Source organism: Nevskia ramosa DSM 11499 (genome assembly GCF_000420645.1).
Taxonomy (GTDB): Bacteria; Pseudomonadota; Gammaproteobacteria; order Nevskiales; family Nevskiaceae; genus Nevskia; species Nevskia ramosa.
The window spans coordinates 229,701-250,369 of sequence record NZ_ATVI01000006.1 but is presented as its reverse complement, the minus strand read 5'-3'; the positions used below and the strand labels follow the sequence as shown (position 1 = coordinate 250,369).

At 66.2% G+C, this 20,669-nt stretch carries 19 protein-coding genes; 9 read left to right on the top strand and 10 right to left on the bottom strand.

From position 1 onward, the window contains the following. Window positions 1-62 precede the first annotated feature (62 nt). Complete coding sequence (gene gmhB, locus G513_RS0108020) at window positions 63-614, top strand: D-glycero-beta-D-manno-heptose 1,7-bisphosphate 7-phosphatase (protein WP_022976311.1); 552 nt, start codon at window positions 63-65, stop codon at window positions 612-614. On the opposite strand, the gene G513_RS0108015 is transcribed toward gmhB, so the two are convergent. The 8 genes from G513_RS0108015 to G513_RS0107980 form a co-directional block, all read right to left on the bottom strand. After that, window positions 611-1,537 carry a vWA domain-containing protein gene (locus tag G513_RS0108015; protein WP_022976310.1) on the bottom strand — a complete coding sequence of 309 codons (927 nt, stop codon included), beginning with the start codon at window positions 1,535-1,537 and terminating at the stop codon, window positions 611-613. The genes gmhB and G513_RS0108015 overlap by 4 nt on opposite strands. Beyond that, on the bottom strand, window positions 1,534-2,103 hold the full coding sequence (locus G513_RS22020; protein WP_022976309.1) for a tetratricopeptide repeat protein: 570 nt from the start codon (window positions 2,101-2,103) through the stop codon (window positions 1,534-1,536). Before G513_RS22020 ends, G513_RS0108015 begins: the two co-directional genes overlap by 4 nt. Continuing rightward, entirely contained in the window at window positions 2,100-3,122 is a 1,023-nt protein-coding gene (locus tag G513_RS0108005; RefSeq protein ID WP_022976308.1) for a vWA domain-containing protein, read from the bottom strand. Before G513_RS0108005 ends, G513_RS22020 begins: the two co-directional genes overlap by 4 nt. Then, window positions 3,119-4,276 carry a hypothetical protein gene (locus G513_RS24455; protein WP_022976307.1) on the bottom strand — a complete coding sequence of 386 codons (1,158 nt, stop codon included), beginning with the start codon at window positions 4,274-4,276 and terminating at the stop codon, window positions 3,119-3,121. The genes G513_RS0108005 and G513_RS24455 overlap by 4 nt, the downstream gene beginning before the upstream one ends. Beyond that, the gene (locus tag G513_RS0107995; protein WP_022976306.1) at window positions 4,273-5,157 is read right to left on the bottom strand and encodes a DUF58 domain-containing protein; all 885 of its coding nucleotides are present in this window, start codon (window positions 5,155-5,157) and stop codon (window positions 4,273-4,275) included. Before G513_RS0107995 ends, G513_RS24455 begins: the two co-directional genes overlap by 4 nt. 1 nt (window position 5,158) lies before the next feature. Then, window positions 5,159-6,184, bottom strand: a complete 1,026-nt coding sequence (locus tag G513_RS0107990) for an AAA family ATPase (RefSeq protein ID WP_028475285.1) — start codon at window positions 6,182-6,184, stop codon at window positions 5,159-5,161. A 340-nt stretch (window positions 6,185-6,524) separates the two neighbouring features. Further along, a complete protein-coding gene (locus G513_RS0107985) occupies window positions 6,525-7,997 on the bottom strand; it encodes a cryptochrome/photolyase family protein (RefSeq protein ID WP_022976304.1) in 1,473 nt (490 codons plus the stop codon). Between the two features lie 19 nt (window positions 7,998-8,016). Next, a complete protein-coding gene (locus tag G513_RS0107980) occupies window positions 8,017-9,780 on the bottom strand; it encodes a zinc ribbon domain-containing protein (protein WP_022976303.1) in 1,764 nt (587 codons plus the stop codon). Between the two features lie 93 nt (window positions 9,781-9,873). Here G513_RS0107980 and G513_RS0107975 point away from each other — a divergent pair, with 93 nt between their 5' ends. The 8 genes from G513_RS0107975 (at window position 9,874) to G513_RS22000 (ending at window position 18,439) form a co-directional block, all read left to right on the top strand. After that, window positions 9,874-10,821 (top strand): ABC transporter ATP-binding protein, encoded by a 948-nt coding sequence (locus tag G513_RS0107975; RefSeq protein WP_022976302.1) that lies wholly within the window; start codon window positions 9,874-9,876, stop codon window positions 10,819-10,821. After that, a complete protein-coding gene (locus G513_RS25715) occupies window positions 10,818-10,982 on the top strand; it encodes a hypothetical protein (protein ID WP_022976301.1) in 165 nt (54 codons plus the stop codon). The genes G513_RS0107975 and G513_RS25715 overlap by 4 nt, the downstream gene beginning before the upstream one ends. Further along, entirely contained in the window at window positions 10,979-11,746 is a 768-nt protein-coding gene (locus tag G513_RS0107965; RefSeq protein ID WP_022976300.1) for an ABC transporter permease, read from the top strand. Before G513_RS25715 ends, G513_RS0107965 begins: the two co-directional genes overlap by 4 nt. A gap of 11 nt (window positions 11,747-11,757) precedes the next feature. Continuing rightward, a complete protein-coding gene (locus G513_RS0107960) occupies window positions 11,758-11,985 on the top strand; it encodes a BolA family protein (RefSeq protein WP_022976299.1) in 228 nt (75 codons plus the stop codon). Window positions 11,986-12,089: 104 nt separating this feature from the next. Then, window positions 12,090-13,346 (top strand): UDP-N-acetylglucosamine 1-carboxyvinyltransferase, encoded by a 1,257-nt coding sequence (gene murA, locus G513_RS0107955; RefSeq protein ID WP_022976298.1) that lies wholly within the window; start codon window positions 12,090-12,092, stop codon window positions 13,344-13,346. A 48-nt stretch (window positions 13,347-13,394) separates the two neighbouring features. After that, entirely contained in the window at window positions 13,395-14,480 is a 1,086-nt protein-coding gene (locus G513_RS0107950; protein ID WP_022976297.1) for a hypothetical protein, read from the top strand. A 65-nt stretch (window positions 14,481-14,545) separates the two neighbouring features. Then, entirely contained in the window at window positions 14,546-16,069 is a 1,524-nt protein-coding gene (locus tag G513_RS25390) for an NYN domain-containing protein (RefSeq protein ID WP_022976296.1), read from the top strand. A gap of 186 nt (window positions 16,070-16,255) precedes the next feature. Further along, window positions 16,256-18,439: a TonB-dependent siderophore receptor gene (locus G513_RS22000; RefSeq protein WP_022976295.1), complete on the top strand. Its 2,184-nt coding sequence runs from the start codon at window positions 16,256-16,258 to the stop codon at window positions 18,437-18,439. Here G513_RS22000 and eutC read toward each other — a convergent pair. Next, window positions 18,427-19,218: an ethanolamine ammonia-lyase subunit EutC gene (eutC, locus tag G513_RS0107935; RefSeq protein ID WP_022976294.1), complete on the bottom strand. Its 792-nt coding sequence runs from the start codon at window positions 19,216-19,218 to the stop codon at window positions 18,427-18,429. The genes G513_RS22000 and eutC overlap by 13 nt on opposite strands. Next, window positions 19,215-20,609: an ethanolamine ammonia-lyase subunit EutB gene (locus G513_RS0107930; protein WP_022976293.1), complete on the bottom strand. Its 1,395-nt coding sequence runs from the start codon at window positions 20,607-20,609 to the stop codon at window positions 19,215-19,217. Before G513_RS0107930 ends, eutC begins: the two co-directional genes overlap by 4 nt. Window positions 20,610-20,669 lie beyond the last annotated feature (60 nt).

Below are 20,669 nucleotides of genomic sequence, written 5' to 3'. Positions count from 1 at the left end.
CCTGCGCGGGAATGACGGTTGTTGGAGCCGGTGGAATTTCCTGAGCTTTTGGAGCAAATCTGATGAAGCTGGTGATTCTCGACAGGGACGGCGTCATCAACGAAGACTCCCCGGACTTCATCAAGTCGGTGGCCGAATGGCAGCCGGTGCCCGGCAGTCTCGAAGGCATCGCCTTGCTGTGTCAGGCCGGGTTCCGGGTATTCGTGGCGTCGAACCAGTCCGGCATCGGCCGCGGCCTGTTCGATTTCGATGCGCTGTTCGCCATCCACGACAAGATGCAGCGCGCCCTCGCCGAACTCGGTGGCCGCATCGATGGCGTGTTCTACGCGCCGGAGCATCCGGACCAGGCCAGCGTCATGCGCAAGCCGGCACCGGGCATGCTGAAGGACCTCGCCAAGCGCCTGAATGTCAGCCTGGACGGCGTGCCCTTCGTGGGCGATTCAGGCTCCGATCTGGAAGCGGCCCGCGCGGCTGGTGCGTGCCCTGTTTTGGTGCTTTCCGGAAATGGAAAACGCACCAAAACAAAGCATGACACCGCTGATGTCGAGATTCACGACGATCTTCTGGCCTTCGCGCGCACTCATATAGAGCGTTCCGCGGCGCAGTCCTGCTAGGTAGTCGGCCGCCTGAACGGTCGCCAATCCGGCCAGAACCAGCCAGCGAGCAACAGCAGCGCCAGCCCCCCGGGGATCCAGCGCAGATCGGTATCGACTTCTGCCGGATGGGACAGCTTGCGGTCGTGCAGCGCCTGATCCAGAGAATGGCTGTCGACCAGGCGCAGGTAGTCGAAGCCGACGTTCTTGGCCAGCTGCTGCAGATGCGGCTCGCGCAGTTCCGACAGGTGCTCGTGGTTGGTGCCGCCGGTCGACGAGGCGGCGCCAGCCCACTGCAGCACTTCGGTGCCGCGCCAGTAGCCGATGCGGGCGCCCTCGGCATCAGTTTTCGGGATCGGCCTCGGCTCGTCACCGCCGACGCCCACCACCCAGCCGCGCACTTCGCCGATCTGGCCGTCGTAGCTACGTACCCGTTCCGGCGGCAGCGGCGGTGCTTCCTGGCCGTCGGTCATGAAGATCACCGTGGGCAGCGGCTTCAGATCGCGGACGTTGATCATCGTCCACAGCAGCCCCTCCTGGATTTCGCTGGAACGCTCGAAGGCCATGCGGCCGTCGATGCCGCTCAGCGCTTCGAGCAGTGCGCTGTAATTGCGGCAGACCTCGACCGGCGCCAGCAGCATGACGACCTTGCGGCCGGCGAAAACGCCCCAGCCGATGCGGGTGTCGCACTTGGGATTCTTCAGCGCTTCGGCGACCGAATGCTTGGCGAATTCGAGACGGCTGACCGGCTTGCCATCGAGCTGATAGTCCTCGACGTTCATGCTCTGCGAGACGTCGAAGATCACCAGATGATCATAGGCGTCGCGGGTCACCGGCAGCTTCGGCAGCCACGCGGCGACCGCCAGCAGCACGAACACCGGCAGCAGCAGCCAGCCACCACCGCGCAGCGCGTTCCGCAGATAGGCGCCGAGGCCGGGCCTCACGGCAGCTCGGGCTTGTCGCCGTTCGGGCGTTCGACCGAAGGCGGCGGCGTGACGTCGACATTGCCGTCGTCCGCTTCCGGTTCCAGCCACAGCGCCCGCTCTAGGTTGTAACGCGCTTCCCAGTGCTGCGGGTCTTCGTCGAGCACGCGTCGGTAGGACTGCTTGCCGAGTTCGACCAGGGTGCGGCCCTTGGCCACCTGCTCGTCGCCGATCAGTCGCGCCTGGCGCATGTGCAGATTGGCGAGGTCATAGCGGGCGATCAGGCGGATGTCATCGCGCTGCGATTGCGCCAGCGCTTCGAGCGCTTTCAGCGCCCGTTCGTAATCTTCGGTGTGGGCGATGGCGACCGCGAAGGCCAGCGCCGCTTCGGGCGTATCGAGCACCGGTGCGGCCAGCTGACCACCGGCTTCGGCCATCCGGCTCGCTTCCGCTGCGTAGGCCGAAGCTTCGGCGATCACCGTGTTGGCGCGCTCCGCGGATTGCAGGCGCAGGCTTAAGCCCAGCGCGGTGCCGGCCAGGGCCAGCGCAGTCAGGCCGAAGGTGAGATGAATGGGGCGACGTTTCACGAGGTCTGGAAGCTCCGCACGGTGAGGCCGCGATGGATCAGCAGCGCGAACGCCGCGACCATCGCCAGCCCGTAGAACAGGTGAGTGAAATCGCGGCGCGGAATCCGTTCGCGATATTCCAGCGGCAGGTTCTGCTGGCGCTCGATCTCGGCCACCGCTTTGGAGACCGCGTCCGGGCTTTCCGCCTCGAACACCTTGTAGGTGGTCGGCAAGGTCTTGAAGAAGCGGTGCATCGCCACGTCGGTAATCAGGCCGACGGCCTCCGGCTCCTTCTCGTCATCGAGCCTTGGCCAGTTCGCCGAGCGCAGATACAGCCAGTCCAGCGCCACCCGATGCCTGGCCATGCCGTCGCGGATGCGCTGACGCGTCACGTCGTCGATCTCCGCCGCGCCATCGGAGACCAACAGGATCACCCGGCTGCCGGAGTACGCGCGGCCTTCGAACTGGCTCAGCGCGGCGATCAGGCCGCGGCCGAGATCGGTGCCCGGCAGACCGTTGGAAATTCCGGCGGCGGCGATACCGGCCTGGATCACTTCCGGCGATTGCGAGAACGGGGTGACGCGAAACGGCGCGGCGCCGAACATCAGCAGCGAGAAGCGATCTTCCTTGCGCCGTTCGACGAAACGGGACAGCGCCTCGCGGGCGACATTGCGCTTGCGCAGCGGGCTGTCGCGGCGCCGTTTCGGATGCGCCCCGCGGGCCACCATCTCGTCATCCATGCTCAGGGACGAATCGAACAACACGACGATTTCCGCACCACGGCCAATCCGTTCCACTTCCCATTCCGGCCGGCCGGGCCGGGCTAGCGCCAGCACGGTGGCGAGAATCGCGAGAATCGCGGCCGCGCGGCCGAGCCGTTCGATCCAGTGGCCGAGCGAATCCTCCGGCAGCCACGGCAGCGAGGAGAAGGTCAGCTCCTCGCGACGACGGCGCAGCAGCGGCAGCACGGCCAGCGGCAGCAGCAGCAGCGCCCAGGGCTGGGCGAAATCGAGTGGCAGCGCGGGCAGCCCGTCGATCATGCTTCGTGCTGCTTCTCGATTGCTCGCAACTGCGCACAGAGCGCGTTCGGCGACAGGCTTGCGTGGTCACGGCCGCCGAAGAAGCGCGCGGCGGACTCGGCGTAGAAGCGTTCGATGACATCGCGCGCAGCCTCCAGATGCGGCGCGGCGCGGAACAGCAGCGCCAGCGTGGCTGGCTGCACGACTCTGCCGGCCGTCGCATCGAAAGCCTGATGCAGGCAACGCCAAGCAGCATCGGAATCTGCTTCGGAATCCGGCGACAGATGACGCAGCTCGCGCCGCGCACGGGCGAACGGCAGCCGCTCGGAAGCCTGCCATTCGCGCCAGCGCCACCAGGCCAGCCAGGCAAGCAACACCGCGACGAGCGCGGCCAGTACCAGCTTCAGCGGATGGCGAATCGCCTCGGTATCGATCACCGGTGCCGGACGATCCGGCTGCAAGGAGCGCAGCGCGCCCTTGTTGCTGATCTGGACGGCGGTGATCGCACCGACCGAGATCGGCCAGTCCGGCACGTCGATGAACAGATCCGGTGTCGTCGTGCGCAGTTTCAGCTTCGGCAAGGCGATGACATCGACATCCTTCGAGGCATTGACGATCTGGTACTCCATGACCAGCCAGCGCGTGCCGTCGGCATGCCGCTCGACCGTGGTCGCGCGCCGCGCGATCCAGACGCCGTAGCGATCGCGACCCGGCAGTTCGGCCAGTTCCACCGGTTTGCCATCGACGCTGAGCTGCACCTTCTGCACCAGCAGATCGCCGACCAGATAACCGTAGGCGCGCGGGTTCTCGACCGGCGTGCGCAGCGGCTTGCGCAGCGCCGCTTCGGCGGCAGCCAGCGCTTCCGGCGATGGCGGTACATATCCTTCGGCGACCGGCATCGGCGCGGCTTCAGGCGCCGGGCTGGCCGCGGGTTCCTGCGGCGGTGTGGCTGGCGCCGGCTCGGTCTTCACCGTCGCCGCCTCGATCGCCGCCGCTTCCTCGGCGGCCTTGCGCTCGGCCTCGGCGGCTGCGGCCGCGCGCTTTTCAGGCCGCGGATCGAACACCGCTTCGCCCTTGAACGGCGGTTGGTAGTCGCGGTTAGGCGGGTCCTGGGCGACGGCCCACAGCGGCGCGGCGAGGATCAGCACTAGGGCGGCAACGCTCGCGCGGCTCATGCGTTCGCCTCGAAGAAATATTCCGACATCGCATCGGCATCGAAAGCCCCCTGCGCCCAGAACGGCCGCAGACCGCGATTGGAGAAGAAGGTCTGCAGGCTGGCGCGTCGCGCCGCGACAGCATCGCGCCATTCTTCCCGCAGCTTGGGCCGCAGCCACATCGTCCGACGCGCCGCGGTTTCGGCATCGCGCAGCGCGATCAAGCCATTGGCTGGCGGCGGCTCGGTCTCAGCCGGGTCCCAGAGAATCACCGGCACCACATAGGCGCGCGACAGGGTATCCAGCGCTTCATCGAGCCGGGCCAGCGGGAAGTGGAAATCGGAAGCGAGGAACACCAGGCATTGACGGCCAGCGAGCCGCTGCAAGGCCTGCAGCAGGCCTTCGACCGGATCACCGCGATGGCGCTCGCCGGCCTCGGCATGCTCGACCAGCGCCGGGTTTTCGAGCTGGGCGGCCATCACGTGGCCGACGCCGCGGCTCAGCGATGTCGGCACATAAAGATCCTCGCGCTCGACGGTATCGAAGGCGACCATGCCGGCCGCGTCGCCGACCCGGAACGCGCTCGCGCCAATCGCTCTTGCGAGATCAGAGAGCACCGCGAGCTTCGAGCGGCGCGCGCCGAACAGCATCGACGCCGAGACATCGGCGACCAGTTGCACCGGCACGCCGACTCGCTGCCGCATCACCCGCACCAGCCACTCGCCGCGGACGTCGCGCAGCGACGCGCGGACATCGAGCCGGCGCGGATCGGGGTGGCTCATCAGCGAAGCGTGCGTGACGAATTCCTGACCGTTGCCGTGGCTGGTGCCCGGATGCGAGCCGGGCCGCTGGCCGCCGGCGCGCAGCGGCAGGCGATAGTAGAAATCGCTGGCCTGGCTCATCTCAAGGCGCCGGGACGCGCTCGAGAATCTGCGCGACCAGCGCATCGGCAAGTTCGGCGCGGCGCAATTCATAGACCGGCGTGAAGAACACGCGATGAACCATCGTCGACGGGAACACCGCCTGGATGTCGTCCGGTACCAGATAGTCGCGGCCTGCGAGCCAGGCAACGACTCTGGCCGCGCGCACCAGCGCCGACACGCCACGCGGGCTGGCACCGGCGAGAATCAGCCGGCGCATGTCGACGTTGTCGATCTGGATGCCGGCGGCGAGCGGATTGCGCGTCGCTTCCCAGAGCGCGAGCACGTATTTTTCCAGTGCTTCGCTGGCCCGTACCGAGGCCTGGATGCCGGCGCCGATCTCGTTCAGCTGTTCCCAGGGCAGCAGCCCCGCAGGCACGGTTTCGATCAGGCGATCGCTGTCGTGAAAAGCCGGATCGAAAGCCAGCGCGCGGCGGATCGCCGGATCGGAAGGCGTGGCCATGCGCAGTTCGAACATGAAGCGATCACGCGCGGCGGAGGCGAGTTCGAAGGTTTCCTCGCGCTCGATCTTGTTGCGATCGGCGAACACGGTCATGTGCGGAAACCGGTATTCGCGATTGAACGCCGACACCGTGCGCTCGGCCATCGCGCGCAGCAGCAGCGATTGCACCTGCGGACGGGCGCGGTTGATCTCGTTGAAGAAGAAAGTCACCAGCCGTTCGCCGTGGCGCAGCAGCGGGCCGGGGTCGATGCGCGGGCGGCCCTGATCATCGACATAGGTGTGATAGATCAGATCGCCCGGCAGCAGATCGACCGTGCCTTCTACTCGCTCGAAATCACCACCGATCGCTCGCGAGAACGCGCGCAGCACCGTGGTCTTGCCGACGCCGACATCGCCTTCGAGCAGCACATGGCCGCGGGCAAACAGCGCGATGTTGATCAGCCGCACGGTATCCGGCTGGCCGATCACCGCGCGGCCCACTTCGGTCTCGATCTTCAGCGCCTGCGAGCGCCAGTCCTGCAGCAGGTTATCGGCAATCTTCGACATCGAGTCGCGCTCGTGCGTGGTGGCCGCGCGCTTCGGCGCGCAGTGGGGACGGATCAGGGAGTCGGGATCAGGAGGAAGCAGGCGCGTGCGCAAGCAGCGCCCGGGCAGCGCCGGGCGCGTGGCTACGATCGACAACGAACGTCCGGGCAGACGGCAACCGGGTCATGCGAGCTCCTCCAGAACTTGGCGCGGATGCCTCGTTGGGCAGCCCGTCTAATGGCCCGAACTTAGCTCAGATTGGCACGGCCGTGGCGCAGTGCGCGCCCCTGTGTCGACAGGCGTCAACTGGCGCGCCGACCTGTCCCGCGGGCGAACCACTTACGGCCCGCGCGCTGATTTCTCAGAGTAGCGGCGAGGAGGTATCCGGCCCCTTGATGCGGGCATAAGCCGCCAGTGCACGTTCACGCGATTCGCTCAGGGAAACGATCGGCTTCGGATAGTCCTGCCCCGGCGAGAACTTCGCGGCCAGCCAGATCGCCGGCTTCGCTTCCCAGGGTGCGTGCAGGCTGGCATCCGGCAGCTTGCTGATCTCCGGCACCCAGTGGCGCAGATAGACGCCTTCGCCATCGAACTTCCCGCTCTGCAGCACCGGATTGAAGATGCGGAAATACGGCGCGGCATCGGCGCCACAGCCGGCGCTCCACTGCCAGCCGAGCGAGTTCTGCGCCAGGCTGGCGTCGACCAAGGTGTCCCAGAACCAGCGCGCGCCTTCCTGCCAGGGAATCAGCAGGTTCTTGGTCAGGAAGCTGGCGACGATCATCCGCACCCGGTTGTGCATCCAGCCGGTGATCCACAACTGGCGCATGCCGGCATCGACGATCGGCACACCGGTGTGGCCGCGTTGCCAGGCGCGCAGATCGTCCGCGTAGTCCTTGGCATCACGCCACGGGAACGCGGCGAACTTCGGATACAGCGGCTGATCCGGCGTGGTCGGGAAATGAAACAGCAGGTGATGCGAGAACTCGCGCCAGCCCAGCTCGCGGATGAAGTGCTCGATGTTGCCGGTCAGCCCCTTCACCTGCCGCTCGCCGATCAGCCGCCGCGTGTGATGAACCAGCTGCACCGGGCCGATCTCGCCGAAGTGCAGATGCGGCGACAGGCGCGATGTCGAAGCCTGCGCCGGCAGATCGCGCTGCTCCTTGTAGTGCGCCGCGCCATCGCTGCAGAAGGCTTCGGTCTGTGCCCAGGCACCGGTTTCACCGGGTGTCCAGTCGGCATAGAAACCGTCATCCCAACGGATCGTCGGCAGCAGTTTCAACTTGTCGATGCCGAGGCTGGCGGGAATCTTCTTCGGCGCCGAAATCTTCTTCGGTGCAGCCAGCGGTTCGCGGACTGCGCGGGCACCGGCATTGCGCCAGAACGGCGTGAACACTCGGTAAGGATCGCCATTGCCGGTCTTCAACTCCCAAGGCTCCACCAGCAGCGCCGAGTTATGGCTCTCGGCATCCAGACCATCGTCACGCAGCGCCTGCTTGATCCGGGTATCGCGAGCGATAAGCGCCGGCTCGTACAGGCGGTTCCAGTGCACGGCCGTCGCGCCGGTCTCCTTCACCAGCTTGCGCAATTCGGCCAGCGAATCGCCGCCCGCGCGGATCACCAGCGGCGCGCTGAGTGCCGCGAGACGCGCCGAATGCGCTGTCAGCGAGTGATGCAGCCACCAGCGGCTGGCCGCGCCCGGCTGCCACGGCGCTTCCTCGTCCGGCGCGTGGATGTAGACCGGCAGCACCTGATCATGGGCAGCGAGTGCGGCGATCAGCGCGGGATTGTCGGCAACGCGGAAATCGCGCCGGAACCAGACGAGGGCAGTGCTCACGGGAAGCGGAAATTGAGGATCAGGAAGCGGTGGGAAGCGATGGCAGGCGAGTGCCGCACTGGCCGCAGAAGCCGGCGCTGGCATTGGCTGGCGTGCCGCACTGGGTGCAGAAGCGGGTGGCGCCGGCGGCTGGCGCGGGCGCAACACCGAGCGCCTGCTGCACGCCGGCCGGCAGCGCGCTGCCGGTGTTCTGCGGCGGGTTGATCTTGTCGAGCACGGCGAGACGCTGCAGATCGGTCTGCGAACTCGGCGCGATGATCGAGGCCTGGCGCACACCGAAATCGGCAAGATGCGCAGACAGCCGCTCGGCCTCGTCCGGCAGGCCGCGGATCGACAGCAGCGAACGCTCGGTATCCGGCCCGAAGCTGACCGTATCGACCTCGGCCACCCACAGCCGCAGGCTCATGTCCTCGACGTTGACGATCTCCTTCTGGGTTTTCACCCGGTCCTGCAGCAGGGTACCGATCGAGGTCTGCGCGCGCTGGTAGTTGCCGTGGGTTTCCAGCCAGTAGATGCGCGAGGTGAACTCGAAACGCCGCCACAGCGCATTGCCGCCATCGAAGCCGAAACGGGCGATCAGCAGCAGCGACAGGCCGATCAGTATCGCGCCCCATTGCTGCGGCACCTGCGCGGCATAGAGCGCCATGCCGGCGCCGCTGGCGGTGGCGAGCAGCGAGAAAGCGTCGAGCATCAGCAGCCAGCGATAGGTATCCAGCGACAGGCAGCGCGACAGGCTCAGCGGCTCCATGTCGTTCGGCAGCGGCTGAGTCTCTTCGATGGCATGGCCTTCGAAGCTGCCGGCCGGCGCGCTGCCAAGCTTCGGCAGCTTGCGCAGGTAGATGCGGTTCGGCACCGTTTCCGTCCAGCTGCGCTGCATCTCGCGATCGAACTCGAGGAAGATCTGCCCCGGCGGCGCGTTCATCGAAATCGTGTGCAGCCGCTGCGCCATCGCGATCTGGTTCGGGCGCACCACCTGGGCAACAGCCGCCTTCAGCAGCAGCGAGGCGGCGATCAGCGCGGCGACCAGGATCGCCACCGTCACCGGCACGAACTGCACCGCGCCCTTGAACGGCGTGCCGGCATTGCCGATCGCCTGGCTGAGCAGCAGCGGGCCGATCATCGCCGCGATGATGAAGGCGACGATCGCCCGGATCGACAGCTTGCGGCCGCCGAGCGCCCCCTGGCGCAGCGGCAGCAGCACGATGGCGTTGACCAGCACGAAGTACAGCGCGCCGACCCAGCCGCGCACCGCGCCCGAACCGACGCCGATGATCGACACGCCGAAGCACAGCAGCAGGAACGCCAGGCCGAGCGCGTTGTGGAACTCGGCGCGCGCGAGGTACTGGGTGCGGCGCGGCGAGAACACCAGATCGCGGACCAGCGAATAGAGCAGGTTGTCGATCGCGCCAGTCGGCACTGCGTAGTTGATCGCGTTCTGGCGGATGGTTTCGCGCAGGCCTTCGCCGTCCGGGCTGCTGCCTTCGACATCCTTCGGCAGCTGCGGCGCCAGACCCACCGGCTGATCGCGACCGAAGAAGAAGCGCAACTGGCGCAGCGCCTTGACGCCGAACACCAGGCCGAACAGCAGTAACACGGCGGCAATCACTACCGGCGCCACGGCGGCGCCATTGGTGCCCAGCTGCAGCGAATGGCGGGCACCTAGCAGTGCGACCACCGCGCAGACCAGACAGATCACCGACGCCGCGCCGAGAAACAGGTTCTCGACCCGGTGCGGGTTCGGCAATTCGAAGCGGGTCGACGCGGGGTTGTACTCGTAGCTCACGGCAGCATCCGGCTTAGGTTCGGGGCAGTGTAGCCGCCGAAGCGCGGCGCGCCGCCGGTGCGCGCCGGTGCGGGGGATATAATCCTCACATCCATGAATACCTCCCCAACGGCCGCCCTGTCGATCAGCGGTGTCCGCAAAGCTTACGGTGCCGTCAAGGCATTGAACGGCCTCAGTTTCGACATCCGGCAAGGCGAGTTCTTCGGCCTGCTTGGCCCGAACGGCGCCGGCAAGTCGACCCTGATCAGCATCATTGCCGGCCTGATCCGCGCCGACGAAGGCAGCGTTGCCGTGCTCGGCCACGACACCGTGCGCGACTGGCGCACCGCGCGCCGGCAGCTCGGCGTGGTGCCGCAGGAACTGGTCTTCGACCCGTTCTTCAACGTTGTCGACATGCTCCGCATTCAGGCCGGCTATTACGGCGCCGGCAAGGAAGTCTGGCCGTGGATCGACGAAATGCTCGAACGCCTGGATCTCTCGGCCAAGCGCACGGCGATGATGCGGTCCCTGTCCGGCGGCATGAAGCGCCGTGTGCTGATCGCCCAGGCCCTGGTGCACAAGCCGCCGGTGGTGATCCTCGATGAGCCGACCGCCGGCGTCGACGTCGATCTGCGCCGCACCCTGTGGGCGTTCATGCGTGATCTGCATCAGAAGGGCACGACCGTGGTGCTGACCACGCATTACCTCGAAGAAGCGCAGGAGATGTGCGAGCGCATCGCGATCATCGACAAGGGCGTGGTGCGGGTCATCGAAACCACCGAGGCGCTGCTCAACCGCCACCCGTTCCGCTTCCTGACCCTGAAGCTGGTCGACGGTGCCGAACTGCCGGCGAGCCTGCGCGAACTGGTGACCACCGAGAAGGCGGGCGCCGTCGAGCTGAAGCTGGAGCGCGAGAAGCATCCGATCGCCAGCGTCTTCGCCGCTCTTCGCGCGGCCGGCATCGGCATCGCCGATGTCTCGACTCGCGATCCGGATCTCGAAGACATCTTCATCGAGCTGACCGGCAAGGCGCTGTCCAGTGCGCAGGGAGCAGCGAAATGAACGCCAACCAGCTGGGTTTCTACACGCTGCTGAAGAAGGAAGTGATGCGCTTCTGGGTGAGGCGGGATTTGTTCGATGTCCAGTGGACATCGAACCCGCCGAACGCCGCGCCGCTTGCGGCGTGGCTGGGCACAGAACCGCAGGCGGAGGCTAGCCGATGAACGCCAACCAGCTCGGCTTTTATACCCTCCTCAAGAAAGAGGTCATGCGGTTCTGGGCTGTGCTCGGCCAGACGGTGATGGCGCCGGTGGTCACTGCGCTGCTCTATCTGCTGGTCTTCGCGCAGGCCATGAGCGGCCGCGCCGAGGTCTACGAAGGCGTCACCTACACTCAGTTCCTGCTGCCCGGTCTGGTGATGATGACGGTGCTGCAGAACGCCTTCGCCAACTCGTCCTCGAGCCTCGCGCAGGCCAAGATCATGGGCAGCCTGGTGTTCCTGCTGATGGCGCCGCTCGGCCATTGGGAGTTCTTCTTCGCCCATGTTGCCGCTGGCCTGATTCGCGCAGCACTCGTTGCGATCGCGATGCTGGTGGTGGCGATTCCGTTCGTCGATCTGCCGATCGCCCAGCCGTTCGCGCTGATCGCGATGTTCCTGCTCGCCGGCGGTTCGCTGGCGGTGCTCGGCATCATCGCCGGCATCGTGTCCTCGAAGTTCGATCATCTGGCGGCGTTCTCGAACTTCATCATCACGCCGCTCAGCTTTCTGTCCGGCGTGTTCTATTCGGTGCACTCGCTGCCGGCCGTGTGGTTCAAGGCTTCGCATCTGAACCCGTTCTTCTACATGATCGATGGCTTCCGCTATGGCTTCTTCGGCCGCTCGGACGTATCGATCTGGCAAAGCCTCGCCTGGACTTCCGGCTTCTTCATCGCGATCTCTTCGGTCGCGCTGTGGATGCTGATGACCGGCTACAAACTCAGGAAATAGTACCTTTATTTATGGCAATGATGACCAAGGAACAGATCAAGGCCCTGCTCGATGCCGGCCTGCCGGGTGCGGTGATCGAAGTCAAAGGCGACGACGGCCAGCATTTCGAGGCGGATGTCAGCTGGAGCGGCTTCGCCGGACTCTCCATGGTCAAGCAGCATCAGGCCGTCTACGCCGCGCTCGGCGAAAAGATGGGCCGCGAGATTCATGCGCTGGCGCTGAAGACTCGCGCGGCCTGAAACCTCTGCACGAAAAAGCCATACGCCCTGCGCTTGGGGCGCATCCGGCTTGCCGACACTGATTGCCTCGCGGTCCTTCCGCGCATCACGCGAAACGAATCTGAATGGACAAATTCCTGATTGAAGGCAACGGCCCGCTGTCCGGCGAAGTTGCTGCCAGCGGCGCCAAGAACGCCGCGCTGCCGATCCTCTGCGCCAGCCTGCTGATCGATGGCGAGCTGAATCTTTCCAACGTGCCGGACCTGCACGACGTGGTCACCACCAAGAAGCTGCTCGCGCAGATGGGTGTTGCCGTCGCCAGTCCCGGCCCGGGCCTGTTCACCGCCGATGCCAGTGGCATCACCACCTGTGTCGCGCCGTATGAGTTGGTGAAGACCATGCGCGCGTCGATCCTGGTGCTCGGCCCGCTGCTGGCCAAGCGTGGCCATGCCGAGGTGTCGCTGCCCGGCGGCTGCGCGATCGGCGCACGTCCGGTCGATCTGCATCTGATGGGCCTGAAGGCCATGGGTGCCGAGATCGAACTCGAAGGTGGCTTCATCAAGGCCCGCGCGACCCGGCTGAAAGGCGCGCGCATCTACTTCGATACGGTCACCGTCACCGGCACCGAAAATCTGCTGATGGCGGCCGCGCTCGCCGATGGCGAAACCGTGCTCGAGAACGCGGCGCGCGAGCCGGAGATCGTCGATCTCGCCAACTGCCTGACGGCGATGGGCGCCAAGATTCGCGGCGCCGGCACCGGCACCATCGTCATCAAGGGCGTTGCCAATCTGCATGGCGCCAGCCACGCGGTGATTCCGGATCGCATCGAAGGCGGCACCTTCCTCGTCGCCGCCGCGATCAGCCGCGGCAAGGTGCGGCTGGTGAAGACCGATCCGAATGCGCTCGACGCGGTGCTGGTCAAGCTGCAGCAGGCCGGCGCAAGAGTGTCGACCGGCGAGGACTGGATCGAGGTCGACATGCAGGGCCGGCGTCCGGCGTCGATCAATCTGCACACCATGGCGCATCCCGGTTTCCCGACCGACATGCAGGCGCAGTTCATGGCGCTGGACTGTTATGCCGAAGGCGTTGGCACCATTCGCGAGACGATCTTCGAGAACCGCTTCATGCACGCGCAGGAGCTGTTGCGCCTCGGTGCGGACATCCGCATCGAAGGCAATACCGCGATCGTCACCGGCCGCGAAAAGCTCACCGGCGCGCCGGTGATGGCCACCGATCTGCGCGCCTCCGCTGCGCTGGTGCTGGCGGCGATCGCCGCCGAAGGCACGACGACGATCGACCGCGTCTACCATATCGATCGCGGTTACGAGCACATCGAGACCAAGCTGGGTCAGCTGGGCGCGAAGATTCAGCGAGTCAAATAACGAGGCCAAGGGCACGTCCTTCGGCTGGAAAAAGTCAGAGGACGACACATGAGCATTGGCATCAAGGCGCTGGGCGCGCTGTTGTTCGCGGCGACACTGATCGGCAGCAGCGCTTCGGCAGCGGCGCCGCTGCTGATCGACAGCATCAAGGCGAAGTCGCCCACCGGTGGCGCCGAGCTGCGCTTCCCGAAGCTGGCCGGCAACGGCGCCAACTTCCGTGCGATCAATCTGTACCTGTTCGCGGTGGAACTGCAGCAGCGGCCGGCCCGCGATGCGAAGGCCGCGCTCCTGCTTCCGAAGGACGGTTCGCTCAGCGAGCTCGATTACGAAGTGGTCGGCGATACCGGCCGGGTGTTGTCGATCCGCGTCATCGGCAAGCGCAGCGGCGTGGGCTTTTCGCACCTGCACAACTTCGACGTTGCCAGCGGCCTGCCGATCCTGCTCGCCGATCTGTTCACGCCGGAAGGCTACGGCCGCCTGCGCACGCAAGTCGCGACGCCGCGCGTGCAGCGCATCCGCGATTTCCAGGAGACGCTCAACCCGAAGGACGATCTGCAATCCGAGCAGCGCGAGGTCTACGAGGATTGCCTGCCGGCCGTTCGTGGCGACACGCTGACCGACAACCAGCTGCTGCTGGCGATCGATCACCTGGCGCTGGAGCGCCCCGACTGCACGACACAAGATCAACTCGAACTCGACGTGCTGCGGCCGCTGAAGGTGAAGCTGCCGCTCACCGTTCTGGCGCCGGATCTCGGGCCTTACGGTCGTTGTGCGCTGTTGCCGGCGGAGTCGTCGTCGCCCGCGTGCGCGCTGCCGCCGAAGCAGGGGCTGCGGCTCGGCAGCTATGCCGGCACGATCGACAAGGAGAAGATCAATCTGGTCATCGAGCGTCTGTACGACGGCGATCGAGTCGATGCCAGCTGGTCCCGCGAAGCCGATGGCCGCTATCACCGTCTTCAGGGCCGCGTGCAGCGCGACGGCAAGGCCAAGCTGTTCGAGACCGAAGCGGGCAGCGAAGCCTTGCTGGTCGAATTCACGCTGTTCGGCAAGGCCGACGGCAGCTTCGCCGGCCAGTGGCGCACAGTCACCGGCGGCTCGGCATTGAAGCCGCTGGAACTTAAAGTCCTGCAATAGGGCCGTAGCGGATAAGCTCCGCCCGCTCGCGCGATATGCGCCGATCAACAATCACGAGAACAACAATGGAAACCTCCCCGCAAGCCCAGCTTGCCGTCCTGATCGACGCCGACAACGCCAACGCCAAGCGCATCGACGGCCTGCTCGCCGAAGTCGCCAAGTACGGCCGCGCGACCACCAAGCGCGCCTATGGCGACTGGACGACGCAGAACCTCGGCAGCTGGAAGCAGACGCTGGCCCGCCACGCGATCCAGCCGATGCAGCAGTTCAGCAACACCAAGGGCAAGAACTCGACCGACAGCGCGCTGATCATCGACGCGATGGACCTGCTCTACACCGAGCGTTTCGATGGCTTCTGCATCGTCTCCTCGGACTCTGATTTCACGCGCTTGGCTTCGCGCATCCGCGAATCCGGCCTCACCGTCTACGGCTTCGGCGAGCGCAAGACGCCGCAGCCTTTCGTGCGCGCCTGCGATCGCTTCATCTTCGTCGAGGTGCTGCGCGACGGCGAGCCGGATACGCCAGCCGAAGCACCGCCGCCGCGCGCTGCCGAACGCGCGGTGCTGCCGCCGGGTCGCGGCAAGCCCGTGCCGCCGGCACCGGTTCAGCCGAACAATGCTCGTCCTCCGGTGAAGTCTGCCGAGGGCGCGTCGTCCGGTGACGAGCGCCCGGCACGTGGTGCGCCGATCGACGATCCGGCGCTGCTTGGCCCGCTGCGCGCGGCGGTGGCCGATGCTGGCGACGAGGATGGCTGGGTTGGTCTCGGTGCCGTCGGCAGCCTGCTCAGCAAGCGCATGCCCGAGTTCGATCCGCGCAATTACGGCCGCAAGAAGCTCAGCGACCTGATTGCCGCGATCCCGCTGTTCGAAGTCGAAGAACGTGGCGAGCCCGGCCGCTCGCGGGCCTTGTTCATTCGCGAAAAGCGCGTGCGCGAAGGCGGTGATGCCAAGCCCGAGCAGAAGATCGAAGCGCGCCCTGAATTCAAGTCGGAATCGAAGCCTGAAGCGAAGTTCGAGCCCAAGCCCGAGCCCAAGCCCGAGCCCAGGCCCGAGCCCCGGTTCGAGCCGAAGTCCGAGGTCTTCGCCGACGTTCGAGCCGAGCCGCCGTTCGAAGCACCGCGCGCGCAGCCGAAGCACGAGCCGCGTCCGCAGCCGCTGCATGAGCCGCGTGCGCATCAGCCGAAGCCGCCTCAGCAGCCACCTTCGCAACCGACGCCGAGGCCGCAAGCGCAGACCGGTCACGAAGGTGACAAGGACTGGGCGCCGCGTCGCGATGATCGCCGGCCGTCCTGGGCGATTCCGAAGCCAGTGATCGCGGCCGAGCCGGAGCCAGTTCAGCCGGCACCGACGCCGGCCGTGGTCGTTTCGGCCGAGCCGATCGTCGTTGCGCCCGCGGCAGCGGCAGTCGAGAAGAAAGCCGAAGCTGCGCCGCGCGCACCGCGCAAGCAGGCAGCAAAGAAAGTGGTGGCGGCGAAGACTGCTCCGGCAAAGACTGCGGAGCCAGTTGCTGCCGATCCCGCTGCTGATTCAGCCGTTGCGGCGAAACCGCGTCGCCGTGCCAAGGCTGTCGCCCCCGGCGGCGGCGAATAAATCACGGCGGGATGCCGATTCCGGGCGAGCCTGATGGCCGCCCGGATTGCGCAGCAGGCTGAAGACAATCTCGACATCAAAGTGACGCTCGACTGACCCAGTCGGACCCACTACTATCGCCGTACCCACCGACATTGCAGTTCCTTAGGCAGGCAAGACCACCGCCTCCTGATAAGGATTTCTGCAATGCCCGCAGCACCCTCCCGCCGTCATCATTTCCCCATTGCGCTCGCCCTGACCCTGGGCTGGCCGGTGTTGGCCGTCGCCGCCGATGACCCAGCCGCCGAGACAGTCAATGAGGACAAGCAGCCGGTCGTGCTCGGCACGGTCACCGTCGCGGCAAGCACCCAGCCGGGCTACACCGTCGAGGAAAGCCACTCGGCGACCAAGCTGGATCTGAGCCTGCGCGATACGCCGCAGTCGATCACCGTGATCACGCGGCAGCGCATGGATGACCAGAACCTGCAGTCGCTGCGCAGCGTCCTCGACAACACCACCGGCGTCTATTCCTACGCTTACGACAGCGAGCGAGTGGTGTTCACCTCACGCGGCTTTCTGGTCGACAACACACTTTACGACGGCATTCCGGTGGCCAGCGACCAGAACACCAGCGCCGTCGACGCGACCCTGGATACCGCGCTTTTCGAGCGCATCGAAATCGTCCGCGGTGCGACCGGCTTGCTGACCGGCGCCGGCAGCCCGTCGGCGGCCGTGAATCTGGTGCGCAAGCATGCCGACAGCCGCAGCTTCGATGGCGAGGCTTCGTTCGTCGCCGGTTCCTGGAACAACTACCGCGCCGTCGGCGATCTCAGCACGCCGCTGAACCGCTCCGGCACGATCCGCGCGCGCGTGGTCGGCGTCTATCAGAATGCCGATTCGTACACGGATCTGTACAACAACGAGAAGACCGTGTTCTACGGCATCGTCGATGCCGATCTGGCACCGCGGACGCGGCTCAGCGTCGGCTACGGCTATCAGCAGACCTTGCCTCAGGCCAACACCTGGGGTTCGTTCCCGCTGTTCTTCAGCGATGGCACGCGCACCGACTGGAAGCGATCGGTCACCACCGCGGCGCAGTCCAGCTACTGGAACATCCGGACCCAGAACGGCTTCGCGCAGTTCGATCACGCGTTCGATAACGGCTGGACTTTACGTACCACCGCGCAGCGTCGCATCGTCGACGGCCGTTCCAATCTGTATTACCTGTACGGCTTCCCCGACCCGGTCACCGGCGAAGGGCTGGTGCCGTTCGCCTACCGTGCCAATGACGCCAACCGGCAGACCTCGGTGGATACCTATCTGAACGGCAAGTTCGATCTGTTCGGACGCAAGCACGAGTTCGTGCTCGGCGCTCTCGGCTCCTGGCTGCGTCTGGATACCGATGAGTTCGCGCCCGGCGAAATCGCCGACCCGGGCAATTTCTTCAAATGGGACGGCTCCGTGCCGCCGCCGGAATTCGCCAGCGAAGGCTCCCTCGTGGTTCGCGACCGCACGCGTCAGTCCGCAGCCTATTCAGCGCTGCGGCTGTCGCTGGCCGACCCGCTGCGGGTCATCCTCGGCGCGCGCTACAGCAGCTGGAAGAGCGATCGATTCGACCTCTATGGTGCCAATGAGGCCGACGTCCAGAACTTCCGCAAGCTGACACCGTATGCCGGCGCGATCCTCGATCTCAGCCAGCAGTTCTCGCTGTTCACCAGCTACACGAAGATCTTCAATCCGCAGAACAACCTGACTCGCGAAGGACAGTATCTGGACCCGCTCGACGGCCGCAGCGTCGAAGCCGGCATCAAGGGTTCGCATTTCGACAGTCGCCTGAACACTGCGCTGACCTTCTTCGACACGCGCCAGGACAATGCCGCCATCATCGACGAAGGGCATTTCGTGCTCGATGACGAGACCCGCCGCCGGCAGGCCTATCTGCAGGTCGACGGCACCCGCACCCGCGGCGTCGAAGCCGATATCAGCGGCCAGCCGATCAAGGACTGGAACCTGTCCATCGGCGTGTCGCACTACGCGATGAAAGACGGCGACGGCAACACCATCAAGGGCTACATCCCGCGCACCCTGGTGCGCAGCTTCACGACCTACCGGCTGGGTGGCGCGCTGCAGGACCTGACCATCGGCGGCGGCGTCAACTGGCAATCCGAGAACCACGTCAGCGTCGAAAGCCCGAGCGGATTCACCGAAGTCCGTCAGCGCGCGTACTCGCTGCTCGGCCTGATGGCGCGCTACCGGGTCACCTCGCAGCTATCGGTGCAGCTCAACGGCGAAAACCTGCTCGACAAGAAGTACTACGTGATCGACGAGTACGGAAACCTGTACTACGGCCCGCCGGCGAGCGTATCGGCGACGGTCCGCTACGGCTTCTGATCGCGAGTCGGCAGCAGGTTCGACGGCTCGCGCAGTGCCACGCCGGATCGCCTTGTCGCAAGCGCTGCACGCAGGCTGGCGGCGATCAGGGTTGCCGCGTCGCCGATCGCGCAGCCTTCGGGGCGGATGTTGGAGATGCAGATACGCGCCTCGTCGGTGGTGCCGACCTTCGGCGCGTAGGTGAGGTAGGCGCCGAGGCTGTCCGGCGAGGACAGCCCCGGTCGCTCGCCGATCAGGCAGACGACCAGCCGGGCGCCCAGGCTTTCGGCGATCTCGTCAGCCAGCGCGACCCGGGCTTGCGTTGCGATCACCAGCGGCCCGATCCGCAGCCCGTCGAGTTGTGGCAGCAGCGCCGAGATCAGTGCCGACGCATGCCGCTGCGGTGCGACGGCGGACAGGCCGTCGGCAATCACCAGCAGCACCTCGGGGCTATCGCTGCGGGCCAGCGCATCCAGTTCCTGGCGCGATTCCGGCGACAGCCGGCGTCCCCAGTCCGGCCGCGCCAGATAGGCGCTGCGGGTTTCGGCGGCGCTCTGCGTGCGGATGATCGGCAGGCTCAGCGGCTGCAGCGCAGCTGCCAGCGCATCGACATCAAGTGCCGCCTGCACCGCATCGCGCGCCTGAGCGTGGGCAATGCCGAAGGCCAGCACTTCGCGGGTCGGCAATGAAGCGCCGCTGCGGCCGAGGGCGATGCGGGCCGGCGTCAGGCTGCGCAGTTCGGTCCAAGGATCGGATGGCGCCAGTGCATCGCTGGTAATGGGCTTCGGTAACTCGCTCATCGTCTGAGCCCATCCATTGCTTCATGTAGCGGCAGCGCCTGCAGACTGCGCGCGTCCTGCAGCCGGCCCTGGGCATCGATCAGCTGCAGGCGCTGCAGCCAGCCTTCGAACTCCGGCGCGTGTTTCAGGCCAAGCATTTCACGCAGGGCCAGGCCGTCGTGAAAGCTGGTGCTCTGATAGCCGAGCATCACGTCATCGGCGCCCGGCACGCCCATCACGTAGTTGACGCCCGCCGCGCCGAGCACGGTCAGCAGGGTGTCCATGTCGTCCTGATCGGCTTCGGCGTGATTGGTGTAGCAGACGTCGACACCCATCGGCAGGCCCAGCAACTTGCCGCAGAAGTGATCCTCCAGGCCGGCGCGGATGATCTGCTTGGCGTCGAACAGATATTCCGGGCCGATGAAGCCCACCACCGTGTTGACCAGCAACGGCTGGAAGGCGCGGCAGACGGCGTAGGCGCGCGCCTCGCAGGTCTGCTGATCGAGACCGTGATGGGCGTTCGCTGACAGTGCAGCGCCCTGGCCGGTCTCGAAGTACATGACGTTGTTGCCGACGGTGCCGCGCTTCAGGCTCAAGGCCGCTTCCTGCGCTTCGCGCAGTAGCGCCAGGTTGATGCCGAAGCTCTTGTTGAGTGCTTCCGTGCCGCCGACCGACTGGAACACCAGATCGACCGGCGCAGCGCGTTCGATCGCTTCGATCTGCCGCGTGACATGAGCCAGCACACAGCTCTGGGTCGGGATCTCGTAGCGGGCGATCAGCGCATCGAGCATGTCCCAGAGCATGCGCAGCTTGGGCATTTCGTCGCTTGCTGGATTGATGCCGATGCAGGCGTCACCGGCGCCATACATCAGACCGTCCAGGGTCGCCGCGAGGATGCCGCGGGCATCGTCGGTCGGATGGTTCGGCTGCAGGCGGATCGCCAGCCGTCCCGGCAGACCGAGCGTCGAACGGAACGCGGTGACCACGCGCATCTTTTTCGCGGCCAGAATCAGGTCCTGATTGCGCATCAGCTTCGACACCGCCGCCGCCATTTCCGGTGTGATGCCCGGCGCAACGGCCGCCAGCACCGCGCTGCTGGCGGCATCGGACAGCAGCCAGTCGCGAAAAGCCCCGACGGTCAGGCTGCGCAGCGCTGCAAACGCGGCGGTGTCATGCGTGTCGACGATCAGCCGCGTGACTTCGTCGCTTTCGTAGGCGATCAGCGCGTCGTCGAGAAAGGCGGTCAGCGGTAGATCGGCGAGCGCGCAGCGCGCCGCCATCCGCTCCTCGGCACTCGCCGCCGCAACGCCGGCCAGCGCATCGCCGGAACGCATCGGCGAGGCTTTCGCCAGCAGTTCGGCAAGCGAGGCGAAGACGTAGCGGTGGAGGCCGACAGTCGCGTGGTGGGTCATGGTGTTCCGAGCCTGCGTCGCCCGGCGCCCGCGTGCAAGCGGCTGCCGCACTGCGCCATT